Origin of the sequence: Rheinheimera texasensis DSM 17496, assembly GCF_000711985.1 — a bacterium.
Lineage (GTDB): Bacteria > Pseudomonadota > Gammaproteobacteria > Enterobacterales > Alteromonadaceae > Pararheinheimera > Pararheinheimera texasensis.
This window is the reverse complement of record NZ_KL544005.1, coordinates 199,970-214,719: the sequence shown is the minus strand read 5'-3', so window position 1 is coordinate 214,719 and position 14,750 is coordinate 199,970. Positions and strand designations below refer to the sequence as shown.

14 protein-coding genes and 1 tRNA gene are annotated in these 14,750 nt (G+C 50.1%); 7 read left to right on the top strand and 8 right to left on the bottom strand.

What is annotated here, in order from left to right; genetic code table 11:
• Nucleotides 1–44: 44 nt before the first annotated feature.
• Nucleotides 45–1,889: a protein-disulfide reductase DsbD gene (locus Q399_RS0111650; protein WP_031568648.1), complete on the bottom strand. Its 1,845-nt coding sequence runs from the start codon at nt 1,887–1,889 to the stop codon at nt 45–47.
• Nucleotides 1,882–2,211 carry a divalent-cation tolerance protein CutA gene (gene cutA, locus Q399_RS0111645; RefSeq protein WP_031568646.1) on the bottom strand — a complete coding sequence of 110 codons (330 nt, stop codon included), beginning with the start codon at nt 2,209–2,211 and terminating at the stop codon, nt 1,882–1,884. The genes Q399_RS0111650 and cutA overlap by 8 nt, the downstream gene beginning before the upstream one ends.
• Before the next feature lie 287 nt (nt 2,212–2,498).
• Here cutA and Q399_RS0111635 point away from each other — a divergent pair, with 287 nt between their 5' ends.
• Complete coding sequence (locus tag Q399_RS0111635; protein ID WP_031568643.1) at nt 2,499–2,789, top strand: co-chaperone GroES; 291 nt, start codon at nt 2,499–2,501, stop codon at nt 2,787–2,789.
• Between the two features lie 53 nt (nt 2,790–2,842).
• The gene (gene groL / locus Q399_RS0111630) at nt 2,843–4,480 is read left to right on the top strand and encodes a chaperonin GroEL (protein ID WP_031568641.1); all 1,638 of its coding nucleotides are present in this window, start codon (nt 2,843–2,845) and stop codon (nt 4,478–4,480) included.
• Between the two features lie 191 nt (nt 4,481–4,671).
• Here the strand turns inward: groL and Q399_RS0111625 are convergent, their stop codons facing one another.
• Nucleotides 4,672–8,676 (bottom strand): rhombosortase-dependent M36 family metallopeptidase, encoded by a 4,005-nt coding sequence (locus Q399_RS0111625; protein ID WP_031568638.1) that lies wholly within the window; start codon nt 8,674–8,676, stop codon nt 4,672–4,674.
• Nucleotides 8,677–8,833: 157 nt separating this feature from the next.
• On the opposite strand from Q399_RS0111625, the gene Q399_RS0111620 reads away from it, so the two are divergent.
• Nucleotides 8,834–9,283 (top strand): hypothetical protein, encoded by a 450-nt coding sequence (locus Q399_RS0111620; RefSeq protein WP_031568636.1) that lies wholly within the window; start codon nt 8,834–8,836, stop codon nt 9,281–9,283.
• Nucleotides 9,284–9,449: 166 nt separating this feature from the next.
• The gene (locus tag Q399_RS0111615; RefSeq protein WP_031568633.1) at nt 9,450–9,965 is read left to right on the top strand and encodes a DUF3016 domain-containing protein; all 516 of its coding nucleotides are present in this window, start codon (nt 9,450–9,452) and stop codon (nt 9,963–9,965) included.
• Between the two features lie 92 nt (nt 9,966–10,057).
• Here Q399_RS0111615 and Q399_RS0111610 read toward each other — a convergent pair whose 3' ends face one another.
• Together Q399_RS0111610 and Q399_RS0111605 are read right to left on the bottom strand one after the other, a co-directional pair.
• Nucleotides 10,058–10,351 carry a hypothetical protein gene (locus Q399_RS0111610; RefSeq protein WP_031568631.1) on the bottom strand — a complete coding sequence of 98 codons (294 nt, stop codon included), beginning with the start codon at nt 10,349–10,351 and terminating at the stop codon, nt 10,058–10,060.
• Between the two features lie 53 nt (nt 10,352–10,404).
• Entirely contained in the window at nt 10,405–10,710 is a 306-nt protein-coding gene (locus tag Q399_RS0111605; RefSeq protein WP_031568628.1) for a primosomal replication protein PriC, read from the bottom strand.
• 137 nt (nt 10,711–10,847) lie between these two features.
• On the opposite strand from Q399_RS0111605, the gene Q399_RS0111600 reads away from it, so the two are divergent.
• A complete protein-coding gene (locus tag Q399_RS0111600) occupies nt 10,848–11,237 on the top strand; it encodes a MerC domain-containing protein (RefSeq protein WP_031568626.1) in 390 nt (129 codons plus the stop codon).
• A gap of 25 nt (nt 11,238–11,262) precedes the next feature.
• On the opposite strand, the gene Q399_RS0111595 is transcribed toward Q399_RS0111600, so the two are convergent.
• The 3 genes from Q399_RS0111595 to rsgA are packed head-to-tail and all read right to left on the bottom strand — an operon-like array spanning nt 11,263 to nt 13,906.
• Nucleotides 11,263–11,952 (bottom strand): glycerophosphodiester phosphodiesterase, encoded by a 690-nt coding sequence (locus tag Q399_RS0111595; RefSeq protein WP_031568624.1) that lies wholly within the window; start codon nt 11,950–11,952, stop codon nt 11,263–11,265.
• Nucleotides 11,953–11,980: 28 nt separating this feature from the next.
• The gene (asd, locus tag Q399_RS0111590; RefSeq protein WP_031568622.1) at nt 11,981–12,841 is read right to left on the bottom strand and encodes an archaetidylserine decarboxylase; all 861 of its coding nucleotides are present in this window, start codon (nt 12,839–12,841) and stop codon (nt 11,981–11,983) included.
• Between the two features lie 21 nt (nt 12,842–12,862).
• Nucleotides 12,863–13,906 carry a small ribosomal subunit biogenesis GTPase RsgA gene (gene rsgA / locus Q399_RS0111585; RefSeq protein ID WP_031568619.1) on the bottom strand — a complete coding sequence of 348 codons (1,044 nt, stop codon included), beginning with the start codon at nt 13,904–13,906 and terminating at the stop codon, nt 12,863–12,865.
• A gap of 123 nt (nt 13,907–14,029) precedes the next feature.
• Between rsgA and orn the strand changes: the two genes are divergently transcribed.
• Both orn and Q399_RS0111575 read left to right on the top strand, forming a co-directional pair.
• Entirely contained in the window at nt 14,030–14,581 is a 552-nt protein-coding gene (orn, locus tag Q399_RS0111580) for an oligoribonuclease (protein ID WP_031568617.1), read from the top strand.
• A gap of 91 nt (nt 14,582–14,672) precedes the next feature.
• A tRNA-Gly gene (locus Q399_RS0111575) sits at nt 14,673–14,748 on the top strand.
• The last annotated feature ends 2 nt before the right edge of the window (nt 14,749–14,750 follow it).

Genomic DNA, 14,750 nt, shown 5'->3' with positions numbered 1-14,750 from the left:
GGTCTGAGCAGTTTCACAAACCACGCCAGTCGGGTGCTGCAGCCTTATTGCTGCAGCTGGATAAGATGCGCTTTGAACTCAGCTGGCCCCATAAAACCAGTGATGCGGGATGTCGTTAATTCGCTGCCGTTCGGTGCAAAAAACAATAAAGTTGGTAAACCCAGCACCTGAAACTTGTCCAAAACCTGCTGATCTTGTTCAGTGGCTTTGGTCACATCGATACGTAATAAGCGGATTTTCGCCATTTCGGTTTTGACGCCGGCGTCAGCAAATGTGATGTGCTCAAACTCTTTGCAGGCGACACACCACTCGGCGAACAAATCCAGCATCACATATTGGTTTTGCGCTTTGGCTTCTGCCAATTGTGCGTTCAAATCAGCCAGCGTTTTAATGTCGATAAACTGGCCCGCCTGACTTTCAGCGGTACTGATTGCAGCAGATTGAGTTTGCACAGCCGGGGCCAGCCATTGTTGATAATTCGCCAGCATCACAGCACAAACCAGCATCGTGGCAATCAACCAGCATAAGCTTTTCGCCATGGCAGTTTTCAGTAGTTGCTGTACTTGCTGCAAGTAAAGTGCAAAGCCCAGCGCTAACAAAGACCCCAACACTAACAGCACTTCTGCGGCAACAATGCGCGATAACAGCATCAACGGCACTGATAACAGCAGGAAACCAAAAATCGCTTTAATGACATCCATCCAGGCGCCGGGTTTTGGCAGCCATTTGCCCCCGCTGCTGCCAAGGATTAATAACGGCAGGCCCATGCCGAGGCTCAGGATATACAGCACCAGTGCGCCATAAGCCAAGTCACCGCTTTGTGCGATATACAACAGCACGCCGGTCAAAGGCGCTGTGGTGCAAGGCGAAGCAACCAGGCCAGATAAAGCGCCCATTACCAGTGCGCCTTTAACGGAACCGCCCTGCTGGCGGTTGCTGGTGGCGGTGAGTTTTTCCGTCCAGCGGGACGGTAATTGCAGGTTAATCCAACCAAACATCGCGCCGGCCAGCAGCACAAACAGCAGACTCATGCCGATTAACACCGCCGGATGCTGAAAGGCAGCCTGAAACTTCACACCAGCGCTGGCGACTACTAAGCCTAAAGCCGAGTAGGTCAGTGCCATGCCCTGCACATAGGCAAAAGATAAACGAAACGCCCGGCCGTTGCTCAACTGCTGGCCCTGACCCACAATAATACTGGTCAAAATCGGGTACATCGGAAACACGCACGGCGTGAAGGCCAGGCCTAAGCCCAGCAGGAAAAACAGGCCTAAAGTCAGCAGGCTTTTATCACTGCTTAAGCGCTCAGCCAAACCAATCTGGCTGGAGACCGGCGCGGCTGTTGTGACCGAAGCTGCAGATTTTGCTGTGGTTTCAGCCGATGCTGCGGCGCTGCTGTCCGGCTTGGCTGTGCTAATCAGTGGGATCTCGCGGGTTTCCACCGGGTAACACAGGCCAGCATCGGCGCAGCCCTGGTAACGAACTTTTAATTTGGCATCCGCATCGATATTGGCCAGTTTGACGTCAAATACCAGCTGATGGCGGTAAATTTCGGTTTTGCCAAAATACTCATCTTCATGCGGTAAACCGGCCGGTAATGTTGGATTGCTGAAATTCACCGCCACACCGGCGATTTTCAGCTTATGTTTGTACAGGTAATAGCCATCGGCAATTTGAAAGCTGATGCGCACTGATTCGCCGCTTTGCGCGAAATCCAGCGCAAAGGCCTGATCGACCGGTAAAAACTGCGGTTTTTGCAAAGCAGCCAGAATATTCTGCGCCGGTAACGGGTTTTGGCTGGCTGCTACTGGCTCTGCGGCTTGCAGTGGCAAACAGACCGACAGTAATAAGGCGTAGAGCGCTGTGAAGAAAGAAGGGCGGTTATTCATTCGGTGAGCATTCCTCATTGACCCAATCCAGGTAAGGCAAAAAGCCCTGGCTGACCGGGATAGCAATAATTTCCGGCACGCTATACGGATGTAAGCGGCAAATGGTCTGGCAGATGGCCTCAAACAACAGAGGCGGCGCTTTGATCAGCAGCATCGTCTCTGTTGCGGTTTCGAGCTGCCCTTGCCAGTGATACATCGACGTGATTGCCGGTAGCAGATTAACGCAAGCGGCCTGGCGCAAATGCAGCAACTCTGCTGCGATGCGGTGAGCACTGGCGTTGTCCGGACAGTTACATAACACTAATTGTAGTGACGCGGACATTCGGTGACTCCGGTAAAGTTCTGGTCGCCAACAGTTGGCGCTACTGTAGCGCAATCACACCAGCCGACACCAGACCGGAGCAGCCGGCACTTTCTTTCAGTGCGCTGATTTTATGCACTTATTTTTCTGTGTTTGGCTTCTTCCCAAAAAGTCTCAAAGCGACCATGAAAAAAATCTTCGGTCGATACCCTTGGTTTTTTTCCGGGTTTACCCCATATCCCGGTTACAAAATTTTTTAACCCCGCTCGCGGGATTAAATCCACAAAACATGTTCAGGAGCTTTACACATGAATATTCGTCCATTACATGATCGCGTCATCATCAAGCGTCTGGAAGCCGAGAGCAAATCAGCCGGTGGTATCGTGCTGACAGGCGCATCTGCTGAGAAGTCGACCCGCGGTGAAGTGGTTGCAGTCGGCAATGGCCGTATTCTGGAAAACGGCAGCGTGCGTCCACTGGAAGTGAAAGTGGGTGACAAAGTCATTTTCGGTGCTTATGTCGAACGCACTGAGAAAATCGACGGTCAGGAATACGTGATCACCAAAGAAGACAACATCCTTGGCATCATCACCGAATAATTGTTCGGTGATAACTTTTCCCACGCATTGAATTGATTTGAGGTAATTAGAAAATGGCTGCAAAAGACGTACGTTTTGGCGATGAAGCCCGCAATAAGATGTTAAAAGGCGTGAATATTCTGGCTAATGCCGTTCGCGTTACTTTAGGCCCGAAAGGCCGCAATGTGATTCTGGATAAATCATTTGGCGCGCCGTTGATCACTAAAGACGGTGTATCTGTTGCCAAGGAAATCGAGCTGGAAGACAAGTTCGAAAACATGGGCGCGCAGATGGTGAAAGAAGTTGCTTCTAAAGCCAATGATGAAGCCGGTGACGGTACTACCACTGCGACAGTACTGGCGCAAAACATCATCAACGAAGGCGTCAAAGCTGTTGCTGCCGGTATGAATCCAATGGATTTAAAACGCGGTATCGATAAAGCCGTGATTGCTGCCGTAGCTGAATTAAAAGCGCTGTCTCAGCCTTGCACTGATTCAAAAGCTATCGCCCAGGTTGGTACTATTTCTGCAAACTCTGATGACGAAATCGGCCAAATCATTGCGGATGCAATGGACAAAGTTGGTAAAGAAGGCGTCATCACCGTTGAAGAAGGCCAGGGCCTGGCGAACGAACTGGCTGTGGTTGAAGGCATGCAGTTTGACCGTGGTTACCTGTCACCATATTTCATCAACAACGCCGAAGCCGGTCAGGTTGAACTCGATAACCCATTCATCCTGACTGTTGATAAGAAAATCAGCAACATCCGTGAACTGTTACCAGTACTGGAAGGCGTGGCCAAGTCTGGCAAGCCGCTGCTGATCATCGCCGAAGATTTAGAAGGCGAAGCCTTAGCGACTCTGGTTGTGAACAACATGCGCGGTATCGTCAAAGTATCTGCGGTGAAAGCACCAGGTTTTGGTGACCGTCGTAAAGCCATGCTGCAGGACATCGCCGTATTAACCGGCGGTGTAGTGATTTCTGAAGAAATCGGCCTGGAGCTGGAAAAAGCCACGCTGGAAGATTTAGGTACTGCTAAACGCGTTGTTATCACTAAAGATAACACCACCATCATCGACGGTGCTGGTAGCCAGGAAGCGATTGACGCCCGCGTCAAACAAATCCGTCAGCAAGTGGAAGATGCCACTTCTGATTACGACAAAGAGAAACTGCAGGAACGTCTGGCAAAACTGGCCGGTGGTGTTGCGGTTATCAAAGTTGGTGCTTCCACTGAAATCGAAATGAAAGAGAAGAAAGCCCGCGTTGAAGACGCGCTGCACGCCACCCGTGCTGCCGTTGAAGAAGGCGTGGTCCCAGGCGGTGGTGTAGCGCTGGTGCGCGTTGCTGCCAAACTGTCTGAGCTGCGTGGTATCAACGAAGACCAGAACCACGGTATCAAAATTGCGCTGCGCGCGATGGAAGCACCGCTGCGTCAAATCGTCGACAACGCCGGTGAAGAGCCGTCAGTAGTCGTCAACAACGTGAAAAACGGTGCCGGTAACTACGGTTACAACGCGGCGACCGGTGTGTACGGCGACATGCTGGAAATGGGTATCCTGGACCCAACCAAAGTAACCCGTTCTGCGCTGCAGTTCGCGGCATCTGTTGGTTCGCTGATGATCACCACTGAAGCCATGGTGACTGAGCTGCCGAAGAAAGATGCGCCAGCCATGCCAGACATGGGCGGCATGGGCGGAATGGGCGGCATGATGTGATGCCTGCTGCTGCTTAATCTGCAGCACCATTTCTTGCAAAAGACAAACCCGGCAACCGCCGGGTTTGTTGTTTTTGCAATGCCGACAGCATTATTTCGGGCGCACTGCGGTTACCAGGTTATTTGCAGGTTCGCAAAAAAAGCACCACAGTTTAGTGTGGTGCTTTTACTACTGATACTTCTAAAACCGTATTATTTGCTACGGCGACGTAACAGCGCTAAAGGTGCTAACAGCAGGGCAAACCAGTTCATGCTACCACCACCGCTTTTCTTGGTCGGAGTGATAACTTCCGGCGCCGGCACGTCGTTCACTTTCACTGTCACTGTCGATTTAGTGGTTGCGGTGCCGTCGGTAACTGCTACTTCAAACACCAGATTTTCAGAGCCTGATGCAATCGACGGTGCTGTCACTGAAGCCGTTGCAGTGGTTGCGTTCGTCAGCGTCGCTGCAGTACCGCTTAATTGTTTCCAGCTGAAGGACAGTTTGTCAGCTGCATCACGGTCTGTTGCAGCTGCAGTCAGCGTGAAACTGCCACCTTCGTTCAGCTCAGCAACACTGGCTTTCACACCAGACAACAACGGTGCACGGTTATCACAAGCCACTGAATCGCCGGCTACGACCGAATGGAACACCGGTGTCGTGATATTGTTGAACTGTACGTTGTCAATGTACCAGCCTGATTCATTTGTATTTGAATCAGAAACGGCGCGGAAGCGGAATTTCACTTCATTGCCGTTCAGTGCAGCACCAAAATTGATCGTTTCGGTACGGCCAAAAGTAGTTGAACCCTCGACCGGGTCAGCATCCATGATGCCGGTGAAGGCTTTCCGGCCTGGCAGTAACTCTGCCAGCGCTGAGGTATAACCCTGACTGCTGAAACCCGCATACTGTACCGGTTGGTTTGCTGCACTTCTGATAACTTTAGTGACATCAGTCCAGGCCGAACCGTTGATGCTGATTTCGACTACACCACCGTCATAGGCTTCTTCGAATTCATAGTAATGCCAGAAACTCATTGTAAAATCACCGGCATAACCGACGGTGAATGCTTTGGTTTCATATACCACGTCAGAGGTAAAACCATTGTTGGCAATATGCATATACTGCTTACCAACCGGGTGGCCCTGGCTTGCAAAAAACGCAGCATAGGTTGGGTCCAGTTGACGGCTGTCTTTTGCCAGATCGCCGCCCACCAGCACTTTTTCACTGAAATTATTCAGCGTAGCCAGCGTTTCCATGTTATCCGTGCTTTGCATGTTTGACGGTGCGACTGTGGCAAATGCCAGATTCACCCGCTCAGACAGACTGTATTCGCTGGTAACAATAGCTTCGTCAACTTCCGGGAACGAAAGTTTCAGTTGCAGCACATCACCTGGTTTGGCACCTTCGAGCTTAAATGACAGCGGTGTTGTAGTAGCCGATGACATTACTTTCAGTTCTGGCAGCGTGATAGCACCGCCGTTGGCGAAGGTCACCTGATGACCACTGGTTACCTCAATTTTACCTTTCAGGTCTTTCAGAACGGCCGAGCCTTTGTTGGTCACATTAAACTGCACTGTGGCCGTCTCACCGTTGTCCAGCGTGCTGTTATTAGTACAGAAACCAGTAGTGGCATCAGTGAAGGTTTTGTCCAGCTTGTGTGCTGTGACGTCAAAAGTGCTCAGTTCCGTTTTGAATGATTCCACAACGCCGGTATGTTGCGGGTCATCACGGTGTGGTGCGACTGCACCCAGGCCCATACCGCGGTCGGCAAAGGCTTTGAGGATCACTTTGTAATCTTCCGGATCTTTGGCATAAGCGGCAGCCAGAATTGCATCACGCGCTTCAGTGTAAGTTGGACCTACAGGCGTGAGTTTGTAGCCGTTCACCAGGTAACTCATCATCCGGTCTTTGGCTTTGTCGTAATCTTTATGGTGGTTCACCAGATTCACAAAGCTCTGCCACAGCATCTGTGCCCAGACAGAACCGGCAGAGTGGACCTGCGCCGCGCCTGTGTCAGGGTCTTGTACTGTGAAGTATTTCGCCGGATCACCCAGGCCAATATGCTTAAAGGTCCGTGGGTTGATTTCTAAGCTATTGCCGTTCGGGAATGAACGGATACCGTAATAGAAAGAATCGACGTAGCTGATCGCAGCGTAAGCACGCTGCAATTTATCATTACCAGCCAGTTTCAGATCCGAAGCATCTGATACCATCAGCAGTGCGTGGAAATCGCCCCAACCTTCGCCCATTGAGCGGCCCTGATTGTTATAAAGACCATTACCGTTACCGACCAGGCGGTTACTGATGTAGTGACCCCATTCGTGGGAGACAATGGCGTTATCCCAGGAGCTGTCCTTAAACGGTCTGTTGTTGAACATCTTGATGTTTACAACTTTACCGGCAGCGATGGCATCGTAAATGGCTTTGCCTTCAGCCTGAGAAATACCGACACTCGGGATTGTGACGGACGCGTCAGCACCGCCCATACCCGGCAAGCCGGCAGCGGCATTGTTGACAATGACGACACCGATGGCGCCTGCTAATTGCGCATTTTTCACTTTTACGGTGAAATTACAGGTGCCACGGTCAATAATGGCAATTTTGCCGGCAACATCCGCCGGTGTGGCTGCGGCTGTACAGCCATCACGGGTTGGTGTTGCGGTATCGACAAAAGTGACCGCCTGGCCTTCAGCGTTAAATTGACCGGGACCAAAACTGGCGCCCTGCATTGCTGTCAGCGTCAGTGCCGTGCCGTCCTCAGTTTTTGCCGTGATACCCAAATCTTTGCCAAACACAGCATCTTTACTGGCCCACAGATACATTTGCATCCGTGGTGAGCGACCATCTGCCGGGGTAGACATATTGGCGTTGTCGAAGCCAGAGTTATCCTGCACTTCAGCCATGATTGGGTCACCTTCGACACCACCACGGCCATAGTTTACCAGCTGCGCATTACCTGCTTTTTCGTCAAAACCATAGTCATAGAACTGATCATGCAGATAGTTGTTCATATAGAACAGATTGACGATCGCCGCTTTGCGGTTGTTCACCGAAGATTCTGCTTCACTGGTGCGGTATTTATAATCAAATACCAGCGGACCCGTGGTTTCGGCAGCAAAGTCACCTGTGGTAAAACCGTTTGGTGCTATCGCATCAACATAAGCAAATACGTTGTTACCTGAAGTGATGGTGGCATCGCTTTTCAGCCACAGATCTTTAGATTTGATAGGTCCATGGGCCACTTTAACCAATGGCGCAGCCAGATAAGCAGTGGCGTCAACCTGATCTGCCGATTCAGCCGGGACTACGTTACCATGCGGGCCATCCCAAGGGCGACCATCAGCGTTTGCATAGACGCGATATTCGAACTCACCGGCATGGGCTTTGAGATTGTTTTTGAATAAAACTTCACCGGTATCACCGGCGATGACATAAGCAAAATAATCAGAGTCAGTATCGTTGTGGTTGCTGGTTTCAATCTCAACGTACTGCGCGGCGATCAGCTTGCCTTTTTTCTCAAAATACACCGGTTTTACCCGTGGCGTACCCAATACTTTTTTGCTGTTTTCAGCATTATTCACGCTAAATACGGCAAAACCATTTTCTTCTGTGGTTTCTGTCAGTGACAGCTGAGAGCCGTCACCACCAGAGGCGGCAAATGCGGCTTTGACGGCGTCGTCGGCATAAGCAAACTGAGCATTTGCTGCCAGTGCAGTTTTTGCTGCTGCGACATTTGCCAGGCGGCCAGAGCCTGCCACCAGATTAAATTCGGCATCCATCAGAATGTTATATTCTTTGTTGAAAACGTCGATGCCCATGAATTGCTGACGGAACTTGGCTGTTTTTACACCGTCTTCCGACTGATATGAATGTGCGAGAACCGGTTTTAATTGCACTAACGCACCTTTTTCAGCTGCACCGGTCAATGCGTTCAGATAATGAGTGGCAGCAAATTCGATTTGATATTCGGGGGCTACAGCAGCGATATTGGGTTTTGCGAGCCCTGTCGGCGCCCAGCTGAAAGTTGTTTCACCAGTCTGGACATCAACATGATTGGTCATGCCGGAAACTGTTGGTTGTTGCTGAACCGCGGACATTGATTGTGTTTCTGCTGCAGCCATTTGTTGCAGCGAATCAGCAAATGCGGATTGAGCTGGCAGCGCGAGCGCAGAGCTTACAACCACCGCAATTGCAGAGAGTTTGAAGTTATTCATTCATGTTCCTTGAAATTATTATGTTAAAAATTATAGGTCGAGCAGTGGCTGTTATAACTCCATGGTTAATCTTTTGGCAATGGAAGTTTTATGCGATCCGGATATAAAGTTGAATTTTCGGGACGACTGACCCAGAGGTCAGCGTAAGAGGGTATAGATGAAAATCTTCAGTAACCGTTTTAAGGGCATGATTTGGTGTTTATTATTGCTGCCAATGGCTGGGTGTCAGGCGCACGAGCAGAAGCCCATTGTTGCGGTAAAAGGCCTAGTACAACAGCAGGCAGCCTATGTTTACATCAACGGTGGCAAATACCGCTTATTACAACGTCATCCTCATTATTGGTTGTTAACGGACCTGCAAAATTTTCAGCAGGTGCATCTGACCAACCAATTGGTAGTGTCTGGTGTCAGATCGGCAGACGAACTGCACAAACGATTGAAAATGAAGTCTGACTTTACAGTGAAACCAATAACTGACGGGGTTTTGTCGGTCAGTGGCACTATCGCTGAACTGATGCAGCTGGAATCGCAGTTACAGCAGCTCTCGGGTGTGCAAACTGAATGGCAGCTGTTCTATTTACCGTTAAAGACGAAACCTGACCGATAAAGTAAATGTCAAAATCAGGTAAAGCTGAATTACAGAACGCCACAGCTTCTGACATTTCAGTACTGTAACATTGTGTTAATCGCGATATAGTGAGTGCATCTGAAGTACTGCCAGATAAAAGCTGGCAGGCAACTCAGGTCAAAAACGTTTTTACAGGAGCAGAGCTATGAAAACCATGTTACCGATACTGTTAGGTGTCCTGTTGACGACAAATGCATGGGCCTCTCAGCAAACCACCACGGTGAAAGTGAATTGGCAGAATCCGGAGAAATACAGTGATATCCGGCCGTCTTCAGGCACAAAAAAAGCTTATCAAAAACGGGTGATTAGCGCTTTTGATAAAATCTGGACGGACCTCGCAGCGAAACTGCCGGCCGGTCACAGTTTGCTGGTGACTGTGAAAGACCTTGATTTAGCCGGTGACGTCAACCCTATGTATCGGATTGACCACAGTGATATCCGTGTCGTGAAAGAAATTTATTTTCCCAGAATGACCTTTGATTATCAGCTGCTCGACAGCACTGGTAGATTGGTTCTGGCTGAACAGGATGTCAAAATCAAAGATATGGGCTTTATGAACTCATCGCCAATAGGACTTGGCAGCACCGAGTTTGTTTATGAAAAGCAGATGCTGAAGAATTGGTTTCAGAAAACCTTAACGCCAAAACTGGCAAAACCCTGAGCTGTATAGCCTGTATATAAACGATAAAAGACGCCTGTGTGCGTCTTTTATCGTTTATGCGGCGCCAGTCAGTCATCGCCCAGACCAGAAGTTCATAACATATTGGCGATTTTCTGATAGATGGCGAGGGCTTCATCCCGGGTTAATAAGCCACTGCTGGCTGCCTTACCAAGAGTGCTGCTGACCCTGACACTGTCGCTTTGTTGTTCTGTTGCAGTTTTCTCCGGCAGGGCATTGAGCGTGTTTTGCTGCTGACTGAGTTCAGCCTGTTGCACCACCTGCTGGCGCTGTTGAGAGGTGTCAATACGAGGGCGTTCAATACCGGCTTTGGACAATGCAACTGAGCGCAGCGCCTCCTGCGATATCACATTGCTGGTTGTCACCATCACTACCTCCCCCCCTGATCGGGTTCAGAGCCACTCTCCGATAAACAGTATAGTTATTTTGTCAGTGCTGTGCGAAATTCAGCCAGCGTCAGATGCAGTTGTTGTAATTGTTTGACGATATTTTCCAGGGTTGCAGTATTAAATTGCTGGGTCTGACGAATAGCAGAAATTTGCTCAGCGGTTTCAGCCAAATAAGGCAGAAATCTGTTGCTTTGTACCTGAAATAAACCGGCCGGGAAAATGTGTTGATATTTGCCATGTCCTTGTTGTTGCAAATCATCGAGTACTGCATCTGCATCAACGGCTTTGCGATACAGCTCTTTTAGGTTTTGGTCCAGTTGGGTCAGTAGTTGTTCCATAGCAATTCTCGTGCTGAAAAATAGCAATTATGCCACAGCAGGCCACACAGCAGTACAACAAGACTTTTTCTTCACAGGCATTCATAAATGAGCGGATTTGTTATATCATCTCACTTCAGTTTCGCTTGGGGGCACTTATGTTCGACAACATCCGTAACATGCTGGATAAAGTAGGGATCGCAGTCACATCTTTATGTGCCATCCACTGCATTATGCTGCCGGTATTGTTACCTGTACTGCCGCTGCTCGGGCTGACGTCGGTGCACAACCATGCGTTCGAACGCATTATTCTGCTGATCACCATGGTGCTGGGGTTTATTACTCTGTTTGCTGGCTTCCACCGCTATCACCGCAAGTTGTATCCGTTTTATTCGTTATTTTTGGGTGGTTTTATCTACTGGCAAAAAGATTTGCTTGGGCACGAATATGAACATTACGTATTAATTGTTGGTGCTGCTTTTGTGGTGCTGGCCCATGTGCTTAATATCAGGCTTTGTAATCAGTGCCATAGCTGCGAAAGTCACTGAGCCGGCGTTCAGGTTGTTGCAGTTTTTATTTTAACCATTCCTGCGCTTCTGCAGGATAATTACAAAAGACACCATCCACACCCATATCCCGCAATGTCAGCAGCTCGCGCTGATGGTTGACCGTATACACATACAATTCAATCCCGGCCTGATGCGCCTGTTCGACCAGCTTAGTGTCAACAAAACCACGATCACAATTGAGTGATACCGCTTTGAGTTGCAGCGCCAGCTGCACGCCATCGAGCGGGTAGTGGGCGATCAACACCCCAATGCGGATCTCCGGCAACAATGCCTTCAGTTGTTGTAACAGCGGATGATGGAAAGATGAGACCAGTACTGAATCCAGACGCAGCGTGAGTTCTGCCTGTGCCCGGCGTAGTAACACGACTAAAGCAGGGACAGTGTCATGCCCTTTCAGTTCTATATTGATTTCCAGCCGGTTAGCACACAACTGTAACACTTGCCATAAAGTCGGGATAGGCTGGCTGTTGCCGGCATCAAGCGCAAAGAGCTTGGCCGGCGTAAAATCGTCCAGCAGGCCTTTGCCGTTGGTGGTGCGGTCGACTTGCCGGTCATGGATCACCACTAACTCCTCACAATGCAGAAACACATCAAGTTCAATGCCGTGACAGCCGGTTTGGAGCGCTGCCGCAAAGGCTGGCAGCGTATTTTCCGGAAAGTGACCACTGACACCACGATGTGCAAAGATTTTCATCCGTGTTCCTGCAAAACAGCTGTGCTGATTAGTTCAGTTTAGTGGCAAAGGCAGTGCCCATTCGGGTCACTGCACCAGGGAAATTGGTTGGCAACAATTCCACAGCATCTTTGGCAAAAGTTAACACTACAGTGGAGCCGAGCTTAAAGCGGCCCATTTCGGCACCTTTTTCCAGATGAACCGCATTTGGCCCTTCTGCCGGATATTGCCAGCGGAACACTTCGCTGCCGGTTGGTGGTGTAACAGTACCGGCCCAGACTGTTTCGATACTGGCAACAATGGTCGCGCCAACCAGCACTAAGGCCATCGGGCCTGCGGCCGTATCAAAAATCGTTACAACGCGCTCGTTCCGGGCAAATAAACCTGGCACATTCGCTGCCGTCAGCGGATTGACCGAAAATAATTCGCCGGGTACATAAATCATTTCTCGTAAGGTACCGGCGATAGGCATATGAATGCGGTGATAATCTTTTGGCGCCAGATAAATACAGGCAAAAGTACCGTCCTGAAAAGCGGCTGCGGTATTGTCGTCGCCACCCAGTAGCGCTTTAACGGTATAAAAATGACCTTTGGCCTGCAGCAGCTGGTCGCCGGCAATAGCGCCGGCCTGGCTGATGGCGCCGTCAACCGGATGTGCCAGTGTTTGCTCATCAGTCACGACAGGGCGGGCACCATCTTTTAATGGCCGGGTGAAGAAATCATTGAAGCTGGCGTAATCACTGGGATTCTCATACCGGGCCTCGGCCATGTTAATGCCATAAGCGCGGATAAACAGTTTCATCAGCGCATGGCTGACAAAACCAAGGCGTGCGGCCGCCAGATAACCGACCAGCCGGGAAATCAGGTGCTTGGGCAGAATATATTGCAGAGTAATTTTAAGCTGGTCCATCGGGGATTTTACCTCGTGAGATTAAAGATAAGCAGGCTTATCCTGCGCCATACTGAGCAGGATTTTATGATAGTTGTCAAAACGTTCCGCGGCGATGTCACCGGTGTCGACAGCGTGATGCAGCGCGCAGCCCGGGTCATTGCCGTGTTTGCAGTCGCGGAATTTACAGCGGCCGAGCCATGGGCGGAATTCGCGGTAACCCCAGCTGACTTCATCGTCAGATAAATGCCAGAGCGCAAATTCGCGGATGCCGGGCGAGTCAATCAACTGACCACCCTGCGGTAAATGATAGAGCCGGGCCACGGTCGTGGTGTGTTGGCCAAGACCTGACACATCAGAAACCTCTTGTGTCACAGCAGCGATTTCTGGCATCAGATTATTCAATAAAGATGATTTACCGACGCCGGACTGGCCGACAAAAATGCTGGTGCCCTGGCTTAGATACTGGTCCAGCTGCGCCATGCCTTCGCCACTTTTGGCGCTCAGCAGCAACGTTTCATAGCCAATTTTGCGGTAAATATCGAGTTGTTGTTCGACGTCAGCCCGTTGCGAGTCACTGAGCAAATCAATTTTATTGAGTAATAACAACGGCTTGATTTGCATGGTTTCAGCAGCAACCAGGTAACGGTCGATGATGTTCAGTGACAGCGCCGGCAGCACGGCCGAGACGATAATTAATAAGTCTATATTGGCGGCCACTGGTTTTAAGCCATCGTAAAAATCCGGCCGGCTTAATACCGATTTGCGTTCGTGCACGGCTTCAACCACACCATCGATAGTGCCTTGCGATTGCAGGGTGCGGCGAAATACCACAGCGTCGCCACAGACTAAAGAACTGATAGTCCGGCGTAAATTACAACGGGTGATAGTGCCGTCGGAGGCTTCAATATCGGCATGCTGGCCAAAACGGCTGATGACAACGCCGGGTTCAGCATCGGCAAAAGCGGCCTGTTCCAGCTGTTGGTCGGCTTTGGCGGCCTTTTGTGCCAGCCGGTCCAGGCGTTTTTGCTGGTTACCGGCGATGCGGTCGTTCTGGCGCTGCGTCAGGTGTTTCTTTTTAGTCACGCTTAATCTGTCTGTTGCTGTGGAAGCGGCGGCGACAGGCGCGGCGTTTTCCAGATGGCACGGGGCGTAGTATCATACTAGCATTCAGCAAACTAACAAAGTATCAAGCTCAAGGGGCGGCAAATGGCAGTGAATGACAACAATCTGGTGTGGATCGATCTGGAAATGACCGGATTGGAACCAGACACCGATGTGATCCTGGAGATGGCGACAATCGTCACCGACAGCAACCTGAATATTCTGGCGGAAGGGCCGACTTTTGCCATCAAAACATCGGACGACATTCTGGATAATATGAGCGCCTGGTGTGTCGAACAACATGGCAAAAGTGGGTTAACCCAGCGGTGTCGCGACAGCCAGACTGATTTAGACAGTGCCGTGGAGCAAACCATTGCCTTCTTATCGCAATATGTATCATCAGGTAAATCGCCGATGTGCGGCAACAGCATCGGTCAGGACCGGCGTTTTCTGGTGAAATACGCACCAAAACTTGAGTCATTTTTTCACTACCGTAACCTGGACGTCAGTACGGTGAAAGAGTTGGCCAAACGCTGGAATCCGGCGGTCACCAAACTGGTGAATAAATCATCAAGTCACCTGGCTCTGGACGACATTCGGGATTCTATTGCTGAATTAGTCACCTATCAGAAGCACTTTTTCCGTTTGCCGGAATAAAAGGCTTGCAAACAGCGAGTGATTTTGTAAAATGCGCCGCGCTTGCTTCACAAAGTTTGTCTTTGCGATAGCGGCGCAGCTGAAGGTTTTTGCGGGCATAGCTCAGTTGGTAGAGCGCTACCTTGCCAAGGTCGAGGTCACGAGTTCGAGTCTCGTTGCCCGCTCCAAA

What these genes read in the sequence shown, in the direction of transcription:
- cutA (WP_031568646.1), bottom strand. Translation starts at nt 2,211, where the DNA reads ATGTCCGCGTCACTACAATTAGTGTTATGTAACTGTCCGGACAACGCC.
- Q399_RS0111650 (WP_031568648.1), bottom strand. Translation starts at nt 1,889, where the DNA reads ATGAATAACCGCCCTTCTTTCTTCACAGCGCTCTACGCCTTATTACTG.
- Q399_RS0111605 (WP_031568628.1), bottom strand. Translation starts at nt 10,710, where the DNA reads ATGGAACAACTACTGACCCAACTGGACCAAAACCTAAAAGAGCTGTAT.
- Q399_RS0111620 (WP_031568636.1), top strand. Translation starts at nt 8,834, where the DNA reads ATGAAAATCTTCAGTAACCGTTTTAAGGGCATGATTTGGTGTTTATTA.
- asd (WP_031568622.1), bottom strand. Translation starts at nt 12,841, where the DNA reads ATGGACCAGCTTAAAATTACTCTGCAATATATTCTGCCCAAGCACCTG.
- Q399_RS0111625 (WP_031568638.1), bottom strand. Translation starts at nt 8,676, where the DNA reads ATGAATAACTTCAAACTCTCTGCAATTGCGGTGGTTGTAAGCTCTGCG.
- Q399_RS0111600 (WP_031568626.1), top strand. Translation starts at nt 10,848, where the DNA reads ATGTTCGACAACATCCGTAACATGCTGGATAAAGTAGGGATCGCAGTC.
- Q399_RS0111595 (WP_031568624.1), bottom strand. Translation starts at nt 11,952, where the DNA reads ATGAAAATCTTTGCACATCGTGGTGTCAGTGGTCACTTTCCGGAAAAT.
- orn (WP_031568617.1), top strand. Translation starts at nt 14,030, where the DNA reads ATGGCAGTGAATGACAACAATCTGGTGTGGATCGATCTGGAAATGACC.
- Q399_RS0111615 (WP_031568633.1), top strand. Translation starts at nt 9,450, where the DNA reads ATGAAAACCATGTTACCGATACTGTTAGGTGTCCTGTTGACGACAAAT.
- Q399_RS0111610 (WP_031568631.1), bottom strand. Translation starts at nt 10,351, where the DNA reads ATGGTGACAACCAGCAATGTGATATCGCAGGAGGCGCTGCGCTCAGTT.
- Q399_RS0111635 (WP_031568643.1), top strand. Translation starts at nt 2,499, where the DNA reads ATGAATATTCGTCCATTACATGATCGCGTCATCATCAAGCGTCTGGAA.
- groL (WP_031568641.1), top strand. Translation starts at nt 2,843, where the DNA reads ATGGCTGCAAAAGACGTACGTTTTGGCGATGAAGCCCGCAATAAGATG.